We start from the raw sequence: 16,110 nt of genomic DNA on the forward strand, positions 1-16,110 counted from the left end.
ACCGCCCCATCACAAGGAGAAAACCCATTGACATAAAATTCCAATGCAAATCTGTCCGATGAAACGGGGCAACCCCAGCCGAGGCAACGCGCCTCAGGGGCATGCAGCGAATCCTATGGCGTGAAACGCCTTGCATCCAAGGCAGGCAGGAGCATAGAGACTATAACCAACCGTCGTCGGAGGGTTTACCTCTACGCGATTTCCCTCGGATTTCCCTCAGCCAGGCTGTGCCACCTCGTGACGCTGGAACAGCTTGCGCAGCACTGAACGAATCCACTGGTTGCCCGCCTCGCGATGCACGCGGTCGTGCCAGTAGAGCGCGATCTCGATGTTCGGCAGCGCCAGCGGCGGCTCCACCAGTTGCAGCCCCATGTCCTTGGCCAGCACCGTGCCCAGCGTCATCGGCAACATCACCACCGCATCGGAATGCTTCGCGATCATGGCTGCGGCCGTGAACATCGGCACGCGGCAGACGATGTGCTCGCGCGGCACCGCGGCCTCCAGGATGCGCTCGACCGACAGGTGCTCATGGCCGGTGCCGGCCGCCGTCACCAGCACGTGTTTCTCCGCGACGAACTCGGCCAGGCTTGGCTTGGGGCCCAGGCGCGGATGGCCGTCGCGTGTCACGGCCAGCCACATAGCGCTCGCGCCATAGCGGCTGCCTGCGCACGCCTTGCATGAGGTTGGGAAACGAGCCCACCGCGATATCCACCAGCCCGGATTCCAGCCACAGATCGATGTGCTGGGCGTCGCAGTTGACTGCCTGCACTCGTACGCGCGGGGCAGCTGTCGCCAGGTGGTTGATGATGGGCGGCAGCATCTGCGCCACACCCGCATCGATGATGAAAAAGCTGAAAGTGCGCTCGGCGGCGGCGGGATCGAAGGACACGTGGTCCGAGCGCAGCGCGCGCATGCGCTCCAGGATGCCGCGCACCGGCTCCGCTAGCGCGAGCGCCTTCGGGGTCGGCTCCATGCGCAGCGATACGCGCACGAACAGCGGATCGCCGAAATACAGCCGCAGCCGAGCCAGCGTCTTGCTCAGCGCGGGCTGAGTGAGATTGAGCACGCGCGCCGCCTTGGTGAGGCTGCGCTCGGCCAGCAGAACTTCGAACACCTGCAGGTGATGGAGGCCCAGTTCGTCTTCATTCTTTTGAGGAATAGTGTCCATGACGTCATCTCGATAGTAGAAGTCCTGCATTCCAATTAGTCTACTTTCAACGCTCGGCCTTGAACACAAGAAGCGTGTCTTCCCGATGATGGTGCGAAGGCGGCCCCACTATCGGGCAACATCCCCAAAGGAGATTCATCATGCCAGGCTTTCCCTTTATGGCACGCGACGACAAGCATGACGAGACGCCTGCCGCGCATTTGGCATCGCTTCCCGACGCAGCGGACATTCGGCCCGGGATCACGGCACAGGCCTTCCGCGACGCGCTCGCCAAGGCCGTCACGCCGGTCACCGTAATTGCCACCGACGGTGTCGGCGGCGTGGCCGGTGTCACCTGCTCTGCAGTCTGCTCGGTCTGCGACAACCCGCCCACGGTACTGGTCTGTATCAATCGCAAGAGCTACGCCAACGCCATCATTAAGGAAAACGGCGTACTCAGCGTGAACTGGCTGCAAGCCGAACAGTCGGGGCTGTCGCAGGTGTTTGCCGGCGCCGGCGCGCTGCCCATGCCCGAGCGCTTCGCCGCCGGGGACTGGAGCCGCCTGCTCACCGGCGCGCCGTGCAGCAAGTCCGCCATGGTGGCCCTGGACTGCCGCGTTGCCGACGCGTACGAAGTCGGCACCCACAGCATCTTCCTGGCACATGTGCTGGCGGCAACCCACGCCGAAGCCGTGTCGCCGCTGGTCTATTGCCAGCGCGCCTATGCCACCACGCAACCCGTCGCCGCATGACCGCCCCGTCGCGTCGGAAACCAACCGCCAACAAATACCAGGCCACGCCATCGAGCACCGCCTGCCGCCATTGCAGCACCAAATCGCATCGCATCCCCGCGAAGTCGATTCACCCAAGGAGAAGACAGTCATGATCCGCACCGGGAAGCAGTACCTGGAATCCCTCAACGACGGCCGCGATGTCTGGGTCGGCAACGAGAAGATCGACAATATCGCCACCCATCCCAAGACGCGCGACTACGCGCAACGCCACGCCGACTTCTACGACCTGCACCACCGCCCCGACCTGCAGGACGTGATGACCTATATCGACGAAGACGGCGAGCGGCGCGCCATGCAGTGGTTCGGCCACCGCGACAAGGAGCAGTTGCGCCGCAAGCGCAAGTACCACGAGACCATCATGCGCGAGATGGCCGGCGCGTCGTTCCCGCGCACACCGGACGTCAACAACTACGTGCTGACCACCTATATCGACGATCCGCTGCCGTGGGAGACGCAGTCCATCGGCGCCAACGGCAAGATCAAGGCGCGCAATATCGTCGACTTCATCCAGTTTGCCAAGGAGCATGATTTCAACTGCGCGCCGCAGTTCGTCGATCCGCAGATGGACCGCTCCAGCCCCGACACGCAGCAGAAATCGCCGGGCCTGCGCGTGGTGGAAAAGAACGACAAGGGCATCGTCGTCTCCGGCGTGAAGGCCATCGGCACCGGCGTGGCATTCGCCGACTGGATCCATATCGGCGTGTTCTTCCGCCCCGGCATCCCGGGCGACCAGATCATCTTTGCCGCGACCCCAGTCAACACCAAGGGCGTCACCATCGTCTGCCGCGAGAGCCTGGTGAAGGACGATCCGGTCGAGCATCCGCTGGCCGCGCAGGGCGACGAACTGGACGGCATGACCGTGTTCGACAATGTATTCATCCCGTGGTCGCACGTGTTCCATATCGGCAACCCCGAGCACGCCAAGCTGTATCCGCAACGCGTGTTCGACTGGCTGCACTATCACGCGCTGATCCGCCAGATGGTGCGCGCCGAACTGGTGGCAGGTCTCGCCGTGCTGATCACGGAGCATATCGGCACCAGCAAGATACCTGCGGTGCAGACCCGGCTGGCCAAGCTCATCGGCTTCCACCAGGCCATGCTGGCGCACGTGATTTCCAGCGAGGAACTTGGCTTCCATACGCCCGGCGGCCACTACAAGCCGAACATCCTGATCTACGATTTCGGCCGCGCGCTCTACCTGGAGAACTTCTCGCAGATGATCTATGAGCTGGTCGACCTGTCCGGCCGCAGCGCGCTGATTTTCGCCAGCGAGGACCAGTGGCAGGATGAAAAGCTCAACGGCTGGTTCGAGCGCATGAACAACGGCCCGGTGGGCAAGCCGCACGACCGCGTGAAGATCGGCCGCGGGATTCGCGACCTGTTCCTGACCGACTGGGGCAACCGCTTGTTCGTGTTCGAGAACTTCAACGGCACGCCGCTGCAAAGCATCCGCATGCTGACCATGCAGCGCGCCGAGTTCTCCGGCACCGGCCCCTATGGCAAGCTGGCGCGCCAGGTCTGCGGCATCGACCTGGTCGCCGAGCAAGACACCGAGTACACCAAGACCGCCGACTACGCCAAGGCACTCGATTCGGCCCGGCACCAGGAGGAAGTTGCACTGGCTGGCGCCATGGCGATCTGAGCCTCCTACTAACGACACCCCTTTTGTGCGAGCACCGGCGCGGCGTATCCGCGCCGGCCGCTCCACACTTCACACTGCCACACTCGACACCAAGGAAGATCACCATGTCCACCCACGAAATGCTGGCCACCCTGTTCAGCAATGCCCGCAGCCAGAACGGCTGGCGCGACCGCTCCGTCTCCGACGCACAACTGCGCGAAATCTATGAGCAGATGAAATGGGGCCCGACCTCGGTCAACTGCTCGCCCGCGCGCATCGTATTCGTGCGCACCCAGGAAGCCAAGCTCAAGCTCAAGGACGCATTGGCCCCGGCCAATATCGACAAGGTGATGAACGCGCCGGTGGTAGCCATCGTCGGCTACGACACCAGCTTCTACAAGAACCTGCCCGAGCTGTTCCCGCACAACCCGAGCGTCAAGACCTGGTTCGAAGGCGAAGAGAAGGCTGCCTTTGCCGAGATCACCGCCTTCCGCAACGGTACCCTGCAGGGCGCCTACCTGATCATGGCCGCGCGCGCGGTCGGCCTCGACTGCGGCCCGATGTCCGGCTTCAACAATGCCGCGGTCGACACCGCCTTCTTTGCCGGCACCACGATCAAGTCCAACTTTATCTGCGGCCTGGGCCACGGAGATCCCGCCAAGGTGTTCGCGCGCAGCCCCCGCCTGTCTTTCGAGCAGGCATGCACGCTGGCATGAGCGTCCGGCTTGCCGGTCCCCCAAGAATCTGGAGATAACAACATGCGCAATCTCGACCAAGACACCATCACGCAGGCGGTACTCGCGCGCCTGTCGGATACCCCGGTTCCGCGCATCAAGGAGATCGTGACCAGCCTGGTGCAGCACCTGCACAGCTTCGCGCGCGAAGTGAAGCTCACGCAAGCTGAATGGTTCAAGGGCATCCAGTACCTCACCGCCACCGGCCAGAAGTGCGACGACAAGCGCCAGGAGTTCATCCTGCTCAGCGATGTGCTCGGACTGTCGATGCTCACGGTATGCTTGAACAACCAGAAGCCACCGGGCTGCACCGAATCCACGGTGTTCGGCCCGTTCCACGTCGAAGGCGCTCCGCATTTCGAGGACGGCGCGGACCTGGCCAATGGCGCCAAGGGCGAGCGGTGCGAGGTACATTGTACGATCAAGGGCCTGGACGGCACGCCCGTGGCTGGTGCGACCATCGATGTCTGGCAAGCCGATGCCGGCGGCAACTATGACGTGCAATACGCGGAACTGGATAAAGCGCAAGCGCGTGGCGTGCTGCAGGCGGGCGAGGACGGCAAGTTCAGCTTCCATACCATCGTGGCGCAGGCCTACCCCATCCCGGCCGACGGCCCGGTGGGCGAACTGTTGCGCGCGACCGGGCGCCATCCATGGCGGCCGGCCCACCTGCACTTCATGATCAAGGCCCCCGGCTATGAAACGCTGGTCACCCACGTGTTCCGCAAGGGCGACCGATACCTGGATTCCGACGCCGTGTTCGGCGTGCGCGAGTCCCTGGTCGGCGAGTGGATCCAGCAAGCGAATGGCGGCTACCGGCTCGACTTCGACTTCGTGCTGAACCGGGCCAAAGCCTAGTCCTGCGCGCCCGCCGCGGGTTGGCGCCAAGGCCGTCGGCAAGTTGTTCGTTGTTCCGCCAGAAGACAACCAGGAAAGCCTCATGAACAAACGACTTGCCGGCCGCGAGGTGAAGGTGCCCTTCGTGGTGGGCGCGGACGGCGCTCGCAGCACGGTGCGCAAGCGCGGCGGCTTCGGCTTCGAGGGCTTTACCTGGCACGAGAAGTTCCTGGTCACCAATGTCGCCATGCCGATGGGAAACGCTGGGCTACACCGTCACGGCCTATGTCTCCGACCCCGAACACTGGGCCGTGGTGCTGAAGCTGTACGACGATGGCCGCCCCGACCTCTGGCGCGTTGCCATGCCGGCAGATCCCGATGTCGACGAACAGCATCCGCAACAAGAAAGCCATGGAAGAACGCGACCCGCAAGTACGCCGCCAGAACCAGCGGGCGATGCACGCCATCTCGCTCGATCCTGATAAGTCGCGCGAGTTTTTGCTCGACAGCTCGATGATTGCTTCAATCCGCCGGGCCGACGCCATCGCCTGAGGCGCGGCATGCTACCAGCCGGCGCCGGGCGCAAGCCGCGGCACCGGCCACAACCACTTCATGGGAGACCCCACATGATGCAAGACAGCTTTATCTACTCGCCCCTGCCCGCGCGCGTGGTGTTCGGCAAGGGCTCGCTTGCCTCGCTGGCGCGAGAAGTCGAACAGCTCGGCGCCACGCGCGCCCTGGTGCTTTGCACGCCTGAGCAGATGCCGCTGGCGCGGCGCGTTGCCGAGCTGCTCGGCGATCGCTATGTGGGCACGTTCCCGGGTGCGGTGATGCATGTGCCGATCGAGGTGGCGCGCGAGGCGCGCGCACTGGCGGCGCGCCTCGGCGCCGATTGCGCGGTGGCGGTCGGCGGTGGATCCACCATCGGCCTGTGCAAAGCCATTGCGCTGGAGTCGCCGATACCGATCGTGGCCGTGCCGACCACTTACGCCGGTTCGGAGATGACGCCCATTTACGGCATCACCGAGAACGGCGAGAAGAAGACCGGCCGCTCGGCGCAGGTGCTGCCGCGCAGTGTGGTCTACGATCCCGAGCTGACGCTTTCCCTGCCGCCGGCGATCAGCGCCACCAGCGGCCTGAATGCCATCGCCCATTGCGTGGAAGCGATGTATGCCGCCAACGCCAATCCCGTAACCACGCTGATGGCCGAGGATGGCATTCGCGCCCTGGCCAGCGGGCTGCCGGAGGTGGTGACGCGTCCGCACGACATGGCGGCGCGCAGCGCGTGCCTGTACGGCGCGTGGCTGGCCGGCTCGGTACTCGGCACCTGCGCGGTCGCGCTGCATCACAAGCTCTGCCATACACTGGGTGGCATGTTGAATCTGCCGCATGCGCAAACGCACGCCATCATCCTGCCCCACGCAGTGCAATACAACGCGGCCGCCGCACCGCATGTCATGGCGCGTATTGCAGCAGCGCTGGGAAGCGACGACGCGGCGCGCGGATTGCACCAACTGGCGCGCCGGCTGCAAGTGCCACTGGCGCTGGAGCAACTGGGCGTGCGGCACGGCGACCTGGCACGCGTGGCCGACCAGGCCCTGCGCGCGCCCTACCCCAATCCGGCGCCGCTGACGCGCGATGGCATCCTGAGCTTGCTGGAGAACGCATTCGCGGGCGTCGAGCCGCACTGAACCCGGCGCAGCCCGCAACGGACGGGAGCGCGCCATGAGGGATCGAGGATTGATCACCATGAGTCTGCGCGAAGTTGATCGCTTCAAGGTCATCCAGGCAACGACCGAGGCCTCTTGGCGCAATGGCGCGCCGCAGAGCGCTTAGATCTGACGATCCGGAAAGTCCGGCCGCTAGTGACAACCTAAAGGTGAGACCGTGCGGGCCCGCTCATTCCGTCCATTTGCGCTGATAGTCCATTTTTTCGAAGTGCTCTACCAGAAAATTGATGAAGGTCCGTACTTTCGCTGGCACGAACTTGCGGCTAGGGTACGCAAGATTGATGGTCAAGCGCGACAGATTCCAGGCGTCAAGCACCGGGACGAGCCGTCCGCTGACAATATCCTCGTAAATAACATACTTCGGTTGCACCAAGATGCCGAGGCGAGTCCCAGGAAGCCTGAGCGGGGGGCGACACTGTAGGCAATTGCGTGAATGTGCCCAGACGACCGCGCGATGGATGCGTGGCGATCGTCCTGGTCGCACATATCAGCCAGCGCTGTTGTAGGTGGCATGGTGTGGCAACGAGAGCTCTTGTGAGCAACGGGCGACCAGCCCCCTTTACTGCATCTGCGCTGCCTTGCGTTCCGCCAAGAGTTTCTGAATCTCCGCTTCCGTCTCCTTGTACTGTCCCTCGCCGTAGTGCTGATAGACGATGCGGCCGTTGGCATCGATCAGGTACGTAGCGGGCCAGTACTGGTTGCGGAACGCTGACCATGTTGCATACATGTTGTCCTGCGCCACGGGGTAACGGATGTCGAAGCGTTTGAGCGCTGCCTGCACGTTGTCCGTCGACTTCTCGAACGGAAACTCCGGCGTGTGCACGCCCACTACTACCAGTCCCTGATCCTTGTACTTGTCGTGCCACTGCTTGACATATGGCAGCGTGTTCACGCAGTTGATGCACGAGTACGTCCAGAAATCCACCAGCACTACCTTGCCGCGCAGCTGCTGCATCGTCAGCGGTTCCGAATTAAGCCAGTGGTCGATGTTAGCGAACTCCGGGGCCTTGCCCTGATCGCCCACCTTGGGGCTCTCCGCAAGGACGCCGGCGCCGAAGGTATAGATCGCAGCAATGCCGGCTGCGGCCAGGATGGCGCGAAAAAGGTTACGCATGATTCAGGCTTCAGAGTTTGGATGTCTTGCCCCTCGTCCGCACGGCGGGCGAGGGGTGCAGGGATCAGACCAGCACGGTTTCGATATGGACGTTGCCATGCAGCGCCTTCGAGTACGGGCACGTACGGTGCGCGGTGTCTACTAGCGCCTGAGCCACCTCTCGTTCGATACCGGGGATATGCACGCGCAGGCGTGCCTGCAGGAAGTACTCGATGCCCGCAGTGCCCAGGTCCACTTCCGTATCCACGGACAAGTCTTCCGGTAGTTTGATCTTCTGCTTGCCTGCGGCCAGGCCGATGGCACCGATGAAGCATGCCGACCAGCCGGCGGCCAGCAGTTGCTCCGGGTTGGTGCCCTGCCCCTTGCTGCCCGGCGACGACAGTTCGATGTCGAGCCTGCCATCATCGCTGCGAGCCGTGCCATCGCGGCCGCCAGACGTGATGTGGACCTTACCGGTGTACAGGACTTTTTCGATGCGGGTCATGATGTGTTCCTTGTTCAGTTCGAATGGTGTTCGACAGTGGATTTGCGAGGGTTGCGCGATGGGCGGCGATCAGGCGTAGGCACCATCGAGGTACGGATCGACCGTTCGGGCCGGATCTGCCGACACGCCGGTGCGGTCCATGCCAGCGATGGTATGGGCGCCGTCGTAGTACGGACCGACAGCGCGGGCCGGATCTGCCGACACACCGGTGCGGTCCATGCCAGCGATGGTGTGTGCGCCGTCGTAGTACGGGCTGCGCTGGTCCTGCACGGAACGTGCGCCTTCCGCGTACGGGTCGCGAGCGTCTGTCGCCGAACGGGCGCCATCGCTGAATACATCACGGGCATCCTGGACAGAGCGGGCCCCATCCGAGTACGGATCACGGGCACCGAAGCCGGAAGCTTGCGCGCCAGCAGCAGCGGCAACCAGGGCGACGGCGAGGACGAGGCGCTTGGCATAGTTCTTGGACATGATCAGTTTCCTTTGCATTGATTGGTTTGCGATATGCGGTCTGCGTTGTCAGGTATTGCGAAGCAGCGTTTTCGCTTCGTCGGTTGTGCGTTGCGCTGCCACGGAACGTATTTAAGACGGCTCACGTATCGCGCCCGTAGCGAAATACGGGCCTTAGTGTCAGGGAACGTATCGGTGTCGTCGGCTGATACAAAAGCGTACAAAAAGGAAAGGAAACGGCGGGGAGGCGTCCCGGAATAACCATGGGAAGGCACGGGAGAGCCGGAGATCCGAGGCGAAAGCGGCACACAGTGACGCAAAAGCAATATGGCCGCGCCAGAATCTGGCGCGGCCACGCTGGAGCCGCGGTGACCGAAATGGCCCGAGTGATGTCGGCCCTTATCCGATACGGATCTCGGCGATCAGACCGCCGCCGTCGCGGTTGCGCAGCTTCAGCGAACCGCCAACGGCCACGGCAAGCTGATGAGCGATGGCCAGACCCAGGCCCGTGCCGCCGGTTTCCCGGCCGCGCGCGAGCCTTCGAGCCTGAAAAATGGCAGCAACACAGCCTCCAGCTTGTCTTCCGGAATGCCGGGACCGCGATCCCATCACGTCGATCCGCACCGTACCGCGATCGCGGCGCACGGACAACTCCGCCGCGCCTCTGAACTTGATGGCGTTGTCGATCAGATTGGTCAGGATGCGGCGCAATGCGTGCGGCCGCGTCACGATGCCGCCGCCCGCAGCCAGAATCCGTACGCGCTCCACCACGAAGTGCGCGATGCGGTCACTCACCGCATTGAATGCGTGTGCCGCGCGCGCCAGTTTGGTGGGACCGCTCTCGTCCAGTGGCGGCGATTTCGCATTCGGGTTGAGCGCATCGGCAGGGTCGGCCAGCGCCACCAGCGGACGAATGGCCAGCCGCACGGCGATCCAGCAGCACAGAACCTGCAACAGCAGTTGCAGCACCAGCACATAGGGCAGCCATTGTGCAATCGGCAACATGCGTGGATGCTGGTCGATGGTCAGCGGGCTGCCGTCACTCAACGTCAGATGGGCCTGCACCTGCTTGCCGTCGCCAGGAACCGATTGCACCGCCAGGGGAAACCGGCCACCACTGGCTTCCATGATCCGTTCCGCGATGTCCTTGCCGCGCTGGGTCATCTTGGGCACGCCAGGCGAACCCGGCCCCAGAATGTACTGGTAGTTGCCCCGGTTCAGGCGCGGCAACCACTGCGGGCGCTCCGCCGCGGGTAGCCGGTTCAGGATCGCCACCGACGTTGCTACGTCGGTTTCGAGCGTACCCAGCATCACTTGCCGTGCCAACAGATAACTTTCCGAAAACAGCACCGCGAACAAGGTTAGATGCGCGATGATCAAGCCCACCAGCAGGATCACAAAGAGTCGCGACCCCAGCGTACGCGGCCAATGCCAGAGGCGGGTGTTAATTGAAAGGGTGCCGCCCTGTTGTCGTGTATCGCACTGTATCTGGCCGCGCCGGACCCACAGAACGGTACAACCTTCCCCTTTGGTGACACATTCACGATAGATGCGCGGCGTCAAATTGGGGGCATACCAGATCACTGGCCAAGCCTTCGAAAGAAACCTAATCATGACCCTGCTAATCCTTGCCTATCTGGGTGGCGCGCTTACCATCCTGAGCCCGTGCATTCTGCCCATACTCCCGTTCGTGCTCAGCCGCAGCGCAAAGCCGTTCCTGCGCGGCCGGCTGCCGATGCTGGCCGGTATGGCGTCGGCGTTTGCCGCCGTAGCCACGCTGGCATCCGTTGGGGGCGCGTGGGCCGTGCGCGCCAACGAATACGGCCGCTACAGCGCACTGATATTGCTGGCGGCGTTCGGATTGTCGCTGCTGGTGCCAAGGCTGGCCGAAGCGCTCACGCACCCGGTCGTGGCACTGGGCAACCGGCTGGCCGACAGTGGAAGCAGCGCCGACGCTTCGCCTTGGGCATCGCTGATGCTGGGCGTAGCCACGGGCATGCTGTGGGCGCCGTGCGCGGGCCCGATTCTCGGCATCGTGCTGACAACTGCAGCACTGCAAGGCGCAAGCGTGCAGAGTTCCCTGTTGCTGGTGGCCTATGCGGCGGGCGCGGCCACGTCGCTGGCAGCGGCGCTGGGCATTGGCGGCCGTCTGTTCGCGGCGATGAAACGCTCGATGGGCGTCGGCGAATGGCTACGCCGTGGGCTTGGCGTGGGCGTGCTCGGTGGCGTAGCCGCGATTGCGGTCGGCGTCGACACTGGCCTGTTGGCCCGTTTTTCCACGGGCGGCCCCGCACGGCTGGAACAGGCATTGGTCGAGAGGCTACACACGACCGCGCCGACGGCGCCCCGCTCGCCCACCATGCCCGTCCTTCAGGACGTCAACGATGCGCAGGTCGCTGGCGAGCCGATGCTGCTCGCCGCCAACGACATCAGCGTGGGCTTTCCTGTCCGACTGCCGGTGGAAGGCCAACTGCCGTCGCTCGACGGTGCGGTGAAGTGGCTCAACACCGGGGCCGGCGCGGCGCCCGTGTCGCGCAATCAGTTGCAAGGCAAGGTCACGCTGGTCTATTTCTGGACGTATTCGTGCATCAACTGCATCCGCACGCTGCCCTATCTGCGCGCGTGGGCGGAGAAGTACAAGGACCAGGGTCTGACGGTGATCGGTGTACATACGCCCGAGTTCGCGTTCGAGAAGAACCCCGAGAACGTGCGCCGCGCGGTCGGAGACTTCAAGATCGGCTTCCCCGTGGCCGTGGACAGCGACTTCCGCATCTGGCGCGCCTTCAACAACAACTACTGGCCCGCCGCGTACTTCGTGGATGCGCGAGGAAGTATCCGCCATCACCAATTCGGCGAAGGCGACTATGCGAAATCGGAGCGCGTGATTCAGTCCCTGCTGGCCGAAGCGGGCCGCCCGTTCTCATCGCGCGACGTGGTGGTGCCAGACGCCGAGGGTGCGCAAGCCGCGCCCGACCTCCGGAACGTACGTTCAGGCGAGACCTATGTCGGCTACGGCCTGGCTTCGAACTTCGCGTCGCCAGGTGGAATTCGCCAGGACGCGTCACACGGCTACACCGTCGGCAACCTCGAACTGAACGAGTGGGGACTGAGGGGCCAGTGGACCGTCGGCGCCGAGCAGGCCACGCTCGATCGTGCCGATGGCGGCATCACGTACCGCTTCCATGCGCGCGATCTTCACCTTGTGCTGGGGCCGGCACCCGATGGCCGAGCGGTGCGCTTCCTGGTGAAGATTGACGGCAAGGCGCCGGGCGCCAGCCACGGCGCCGATATCGATGCCAATGGCAACGGAGCCATCACGCAAACGCGGCTCTATCAGCTGGTACGGCAGGCGGGCGATGTTGGCGAGCACACGTTCGAGATCTGCTTCCTTGATGCGGGTGCGCAAGCCTATGCGTTCACGTTTGGCTGATCGCAGCCCATCACGTCATCCCGCATCATAGCTACCGGCGTGGGCCGTTCCCAAACGACCACCCGTGGAGCGCGAACATGAATTGTGCCCAGCGCAGTATCGAACGTGCGCGGACGCCAATCTTTGATGCGGCGATACGTTCCGCAATATGGTTCTACTGTCCCCAGTTGCACAGTTTCGACGCTCCCATCATCGGCATGGGATTGTAGGCAAAGAGTCCAGCGTAGTGACATGGCAGCCCCCCCCAATACTCGCCTGGAAAACATCATCACCTTAGTCGCAGTGTGGCGCCCGCCCTCCCCCCTCAACACGACGATGTGTTCAGGTATTTGAACTGCCGAATGACGATGGGTGCCTCCCGTTCGGAGTTGATGTCATGCAGCGCGCCAGGTTGGCGAAGGTCACGCAGGCTGAGCGGGGTAGACCACATACCAGAGCACGCAGGTCACCATCAATTCCAGCGGGTAATGCAGCGATTGAGGATCATCGCAATTTCCGAATCATGGCGGGCTCATGGCGCTGAACTCAAGACCGCTACATTCTACCGAACGCTTACCGCGACAGAGCCGCGCTCGCGCTGCCGCGCTGAGCGATGGCGTCAATGCCGAAACAAGCCGCAAGTCCTCGACGCGGATCATTCAATTCAGCTTAACAATAGATTTCCAGGCATTTAACCACGTAGAGGACCAGACTGACTACAGTGGCTGAATATGCACCGGCACAGGCTTCAGCGCGCGCCGACACGGGCACGGAGGACTCTGCTGATGCCCAGGCGCGCTTTCCGTAACCGACCAGCCTGCAACCGATTTTCCTTGCCGATCGGCATGTACTTTTCCGTCACACCACCGCTATCTACGTCAAGACAACATGCAATCGCGTCAAAGCGCCTTCTGGACCTTCCCTTACACGTCGCAGCGTTTGCCGCTGGTCGCCGACAACGTCGTGACGACCTCCCAGCCGCTTGGCTCCTCGGCCGGCTTGGAGATGTTGTTGCGCGGCGGCAATGCAGCCGACGCTGCACTGGCCACGGCAATCGCCCTGGCTGTGGTGGAGCCGTGCAACAACGGTATCGGCGGCGACGCGTTTGCACTGATCTGGGATGGCAGCAAATTGCACGGTTTGAACGGATCGGGACGAGCACCGGCCGCATGGACGCGCGAGTATTTTTCAAAGTACAAGGAGATGCCGAAGCGGGGCTGGGACTCGGTAACCGTGCCAGGCACCGTTTCAGCGTGGCGCGCCATGTGGGAGCGCTTTGGCAGCCTGCCGTTCGAAGAGCTGTTCGAACCGGCGCTGCGCTATGCGCGTGAAGGCTATCTGGTTTCGCACAATGTCCACAATCAGTGGCAAAAACAGGTCGACGAACTGATCGATCAGCCGGGCTACCGCGAAGCGTTTGCCCCCAACGGCCGGGCACCGCTTCAGGGCGAGCGCTTCATTTGCCCGGGACAGGCAAATACACTCGAGCGAATTGCGCGCACCAAGGGCGACGACTTTTACCATGGCGAACTGGCCCGTGCGATCGCCGACCACGCGCGCAATACCGGCGGCGCGATCACTGAAGCCGACCTCGCCGCGCATAAGGCGGACTGGGTCGAGCCGATCAGCATCCGCTACCGGGATGTTGAACTGTACGAGATCGGGCCTAACGGTCAAGGCATTGCGGCGCAGATGGCGTTGGGCATGCTTGAGCATTTCGATTTGAAGATCATGGACCAGGATAGCGCGCTGGCGATGCATCTGAAGATCGAGGCAATGAAACTGGCCTTTGCCGACTTGCATGAATACGTCGGCGACGTGGATCACATGAGGGAAGTAACAGCGGCCGACCTGCTCAACCCGGCATATCTGGCAAAGCGCGCCAAGCTGATCGACCCCGAGCGGGCAGCGCCGGCCCGCATCGGCAAGCCGCTTGGCGGCGGCACCGTCTACCTGACCACGGCGGATCGCAACGGCATGATGGTTTCGTTTATTCAATCCAACTTCAAGGGCTTCGGTTCGGGCCTGGTCGTGCCCAATACGGGCATTGCCTTGCAGAATCGAGGTTGGGGCTTCAATTTGTGTCACGGCCATACCAACGAAGTGGCGCCTGGAAAACGCCCATTCCACACCATCATCCCAGGCTTCCTGATGCAAAACGGCCGGCCGCTGATGAGCTTCGGCCTCATGGGCGGATCCATGCAGGCGCAGGGTCATTTGCAGATGGTCTCCCGCATGGTCGATCAGGGACTGAACCCGCAAGCGGCGAGCGATGCGCCGCGCTGGCGCGTACTTGACGACAACCATGGCGTCGCCGTCGAATGGAATATGCCGCAAGCGGTGATTGAGGGACTGACGTCACGCGGGCATCCGATAGCGATTGCCAAACGCTTTGATACCGAGTTCGGTAGCGCGCAGGCGGCTCTGCGCCTGGACAACGGCGGTTATGTAGCGGCATGCGATCACCGCAAGGATGGCTACCCGGTCGGAATTTGATTCTCCAATTTGCATTCAATGTGTGATTATCTTGGTGCGCCAACGCTTGGACAATCGCTGGGCTTCGTCGTACAGGCGTACCACGAAATGGCTCAACCACACCCGCAGTTGCTTGCTCAGCAACCGCAGTTGATGGAACACGAGGCGCAATACCAACTCGCAGGCGACGAGCGGATCGTGGCGCGCTTCGTGATCAAGAGTTGCACTTCCGTCGGATCACAGGCACGGTGGAAGCCGCCACGTGCCTGGCCAGTTATGACCTGTGCCGCTATCCGGAAGATGCCGCCGACACCATCACGGCCTTTTTCTATCCCGACGCGTATGTAGCCGGATAACAAAGACAAAGACACAGGAGGAGCCATTTTGAGAACATCATCCGCATCCGTTTCCCGTAGCGTGGCGTTCGCCGCCGCGCTAACCGCCAGCCTGGTCTCCGGCGCGGTCTTCGCGCAGGGCGGGTATCCGAGCAAGCCCATCACCATCGTCGTGCCCTATCCGCCAGGCGGCTCCAACGACATCTTCGCGCGCATCGTCGCCAAGGGGATCGGCGAGGAGCTCAAGCAACCTGTCGTCATCGACAACCGCCCCGGCGCCAGCGGCAATACCGGCACAGGCATCGTTGCCAAGTCCGCCCCGGACGGATACACGCTGGTCGCCGTGTCATCCAGCATGACGACCAATGCCGCAGTGCAGGCTAAACTGCCGTTCGATGCGGTCAAGAGCTTCGCGCCGGTGGCGATGTTTGCGCAAGGGCCGTTCATCGTCGCGGTCAACAACGCATTCCCCGCCAAAACACCGCAGGAACTGATCGCCGCGATCCGCGCCAAGCCAGGCAAGTACAACTACGCCTCGTCCGGGCCGGGCGGCGTCAACCAGTTCGGCACCGAGCTGCTCAAGACCATGGCCGGCAACCTATTCATCACGCATGTCCCGTATCGCGGCATGCCCCCCGCCTTGACCGACCTGATCGGCAACCAGACGCAGTTGCTAATCTCCACCGGCCCGTCGCTGCTGCCGATGGTCCGCGCCGGCAAGGTGCGCGCCGTTGGCATCACCAGCCTCAAGCCGAGCCCGATCGCGCCGGAACTCACGCCCATGTCCAGCGCCGTGCCGGGCTACGAGTTTGAGCTCTGGTGGGGCCTGCTGGCGCCGGCCGGCACGCCGCTGGCGATCGTCAACCAACTCAACGCCGCGGTCAACACCATCTTGTCTAAGCCCAATACTGTTCACTTCACAACCACTTTGGGGACGATTTGCTGATTCAGCGGCTCGGATCGCCGCCGGATTCGGAAAT

Annotated in this window: 15 protein-coding genes and 2 pseudogenes; 10 read left to right on the forward strand and 7 right to left on the reverse strand. The window is 63.1% G+C overall.

The window, feature by feature from the left end; all coding sequences use genetic code 11:
- Positions 1–216 precede the first annotated feature (216 nt).
- The gene (locus ACGLHR_RS45565) at positions 217–639 is read right to left on the reverse strand and encodes a LysR substrate-binding domain-containing protein (RefSeq protein WP_400102399.1); all 423 of its coding nucleotides are present in this window, start codon (positions 637–639) and stop codon (positions 217–219) included.
- On the reverse strand, positions 527–1,168 hold the full coding sequence (locus ACGLHR_RS45570; protein WP_400102400.1) for a LysR family transcriptional regulator: 642 nt from the start codon (positions 1,166–1,168) through the stop codon (positions 527–529). Before ACGLHR_RS45570 ends, ACGLHR_RS45565 begins: the two co-directional genes overlap by 113 nt.
- A 140-nt stretch (positions 1,169–1,308) precedes the next feature.
- Here ACGLHR_RS45570 and ACGLHR_RS45575 point away from each other — a divergent pair, with 140 nt between their 5' ends.
- The 7 genes and pseudogenes from ACGLHR_RS45575 to ACGLHR_RS45605 all read left to right on the forward strand — a co-directional run bounded on the left by ACGLHR_RS45575 (position 1,309) and on the right by ACGLHR_RS45605 (position 6,824).
- The gene (locus ACGLHR_RS45575; protein ID WP_318233692.1) at positions 1,309–1,899 is read left to right on the forward strand and encodes a flavin reductase; all 591 of its coding nucleotides are present in this window, start codon (positions 1,309–1,311) and stop codon (positions 1,897–1,899) included.
- Between the two features lie 130 nt (positions 1,900–2,029).
- A complete protein-coding gene (locus ACGLHR_RS45580) occupies positions 2,030–3,583 on the forward strand; it encodes a 4-hydroxyphenylacetate 3-hydroxylase family protein (protein WP_400102401.1) in 1,554 nt (517 codons plus the stop codon).
- A gap of 104 nt (positions 3,584–3,687) precedes the next feature.
- Positions 3,688–4,278: a malonic semialdehyde reductase gene (locus ACGLHR_RS45585; protein WP_400102402.1), complete on the forward strand. Its 591-nt coding sequence runs from the start codon at positions 3,688–3,690 to the stop codon at positions 4,276–4,278.
- A gap of 42 nt (positions 4,279–4,320) precedes the next feature.
- On the forward strand, positions 4,321–5,154 hold the full coding sequence (locus ACGLHR_RS45590) for an intradiol ring-cleavage dioxygenase (RefSeq protein WP_400102403.1): 834 nt from the start codon (positions 4,321–4,323) through the stop codon (positions 5,152–5,154).
- An 82-nt stretch (positions 5,155–5,236) separates the two neighbouring features.
- Positions 5,237–5,506, forward strand: a pseudogene (locus tag ACGLHR_RS45595) (FAD-dependent monooxygenase); the annotation flags it as partial.
- 5 nt (positions 5,507–5,511) lie between these two features.
- On the forward strand, positions 5,512–5,685 hold the full coding sequence (locus ACGLHR_RS45600; protein WP_400102411.1) for a hypothetical protein: 174 nt from the start codon (positions 5,512–5,514) through the stop codon (positions 5,683–5,685).
- Between the two features lie 74 nt (positions 5,686–5,759).
- Positions 5,760–6,824 carry a maleylacetate reductase gene (locus tag ACGLHR_RS45605; protein ID WP_400102404.1) on the forward strand — a complete coding sequence of 355 codons (1,065 nt, stop codon included), beginning with the start codon at positions 5,760–5,762 and terminating at the stop codon, positions 6,822–6,824.
- Between the two features lie 208 nt (positions 6,825–7,032).
- Here the strand turns inward: ACGLHR_RS45605 and ACGLHR_RS45610 are convergent.
- From ACGLHR_RS45610 to ACGLHR_RS45630, 5 genes and pseudogenes are all read right to left on the reverse strand, one after another.
- Positions 7,033–7,245 (reverse strand): annotated as a pseudogene (locus ACGLHR_RS45610) (LysR substrate-binding domain-containing protein); the annotation flags it as partial.
- 177 nt (positions 7,246–7,422) lie between these two features.
- The gene (locus tag ACGLHR_RS45615) at positions 7,423–7,977 is read right to left on the reverse strand and encodes a thioredoxin family protein (protein WP_400102405.1); all 555 of its coding nucleotides are present in this window, start codon (positions 7,975–7,977) and stop codon (positions 7,423–7,425) included.
- A gap of 64 nt (positions 7,978–8,041) precedes the next feature.
- Positions 8,042–8,461: an organic hydroperoxide resistance protein gene (locus ACGLHR_RS45620; protein WP_267602926.1), complete on the reverse strand. Its 420-nt coding sequence runs from the start codon at positions 8,459–8,461 to the stop codon at positions 8,042–8,044.
- 69 nt (positions 8,462–8,530) lie between these two features.
- On the reverse strand, positions 8,531–8,932 hold the full coding sequence (locus tag ACGLHR_RS45625) for a hydroxyquinol 1,2-dioxygenase (RefSeq protein ID WP_400102406.1): 402 nt from the start codon (positions 8,930–8,932) through the stop codon (positions 8,531–8,533).
- 378 nt (positions 8,933–9,310) lie between these two features.
- Complete coding sequence (locus ACGLHR_RS45630) at positions 9,311–10,525, reverse strand: sensor histidine kinase (RefSeq protein ID WP_400102407.1); 1,215 nt, start codon at positions 10,523–10,525, stop codon at positions 9,311–9,313.
- On the opposite strand from ACGLHR_RS45630, the gene ACGLHR_RS45635 reads away from it, so the two are divergent.
- The 3 genes from ACGLHR_RS45635 (at position 10,524) to ACGLHR_RS45645 (ending at position 16,076) form a co-directional block, all read left to right on the forward strand.
- Complete coding sequence (locus ACGLHR_RS45635; RefSeq protein ID WP_400102408.1) at positions 10,524–12,341, forward strand: cytochrome c biogenesis protein DipZ; 1,818 nt, start codon at positions 10,524–10,526, stop codon at positions 12,339–12,341. The two genes, ACGLHR_RS45630 and ACGLHR_RS45635, sit on opposite strands and share 2 nt — an antisense overlap.
- Positions 12,342–13,208: 867 nt before the next feature.
- Positions 13,209–14,816 (forward strand): gamma-glutamyltransferase, encoded by a 1,608-nt coding sequence (gene ggt, locus ACGLHR_RS45640; RefSeq protein WP_400102409.1) that lies wholly within the window; start codon positions 13,209–13,211, stop codon positions 14,814–14,816.
- Between the two features lie 396 nt (positions 14,817–15,212).
- Positions 15,213–16,076 carry a tripartite tricarboxylate transporter substrate binding protein gene (locus tag ACGLHR_RS45645; protein WP_400102410.1) on the forward strand — a complete coding sequence of 288 codons (864 nt, stop codon included), beginning with the start codon at positions 15,213–15,215 and terminating at the stop codon, positions 16,074–16,076.
- The last annotated feature ends 34 nt before the right edge of the window (positions 16,077–16,110 follow it).

Origin of the sequence: Cupriavidus sp. CuC1, assembly GCF_044627735.1 — a bacterium.
Lineage (GTDB): Bacteria > Pseudomonadota > Gammaproteobacteria > Burkholderiales > Burkholderiaceae > Cupriavidus > Cupriavidus ulmosensis.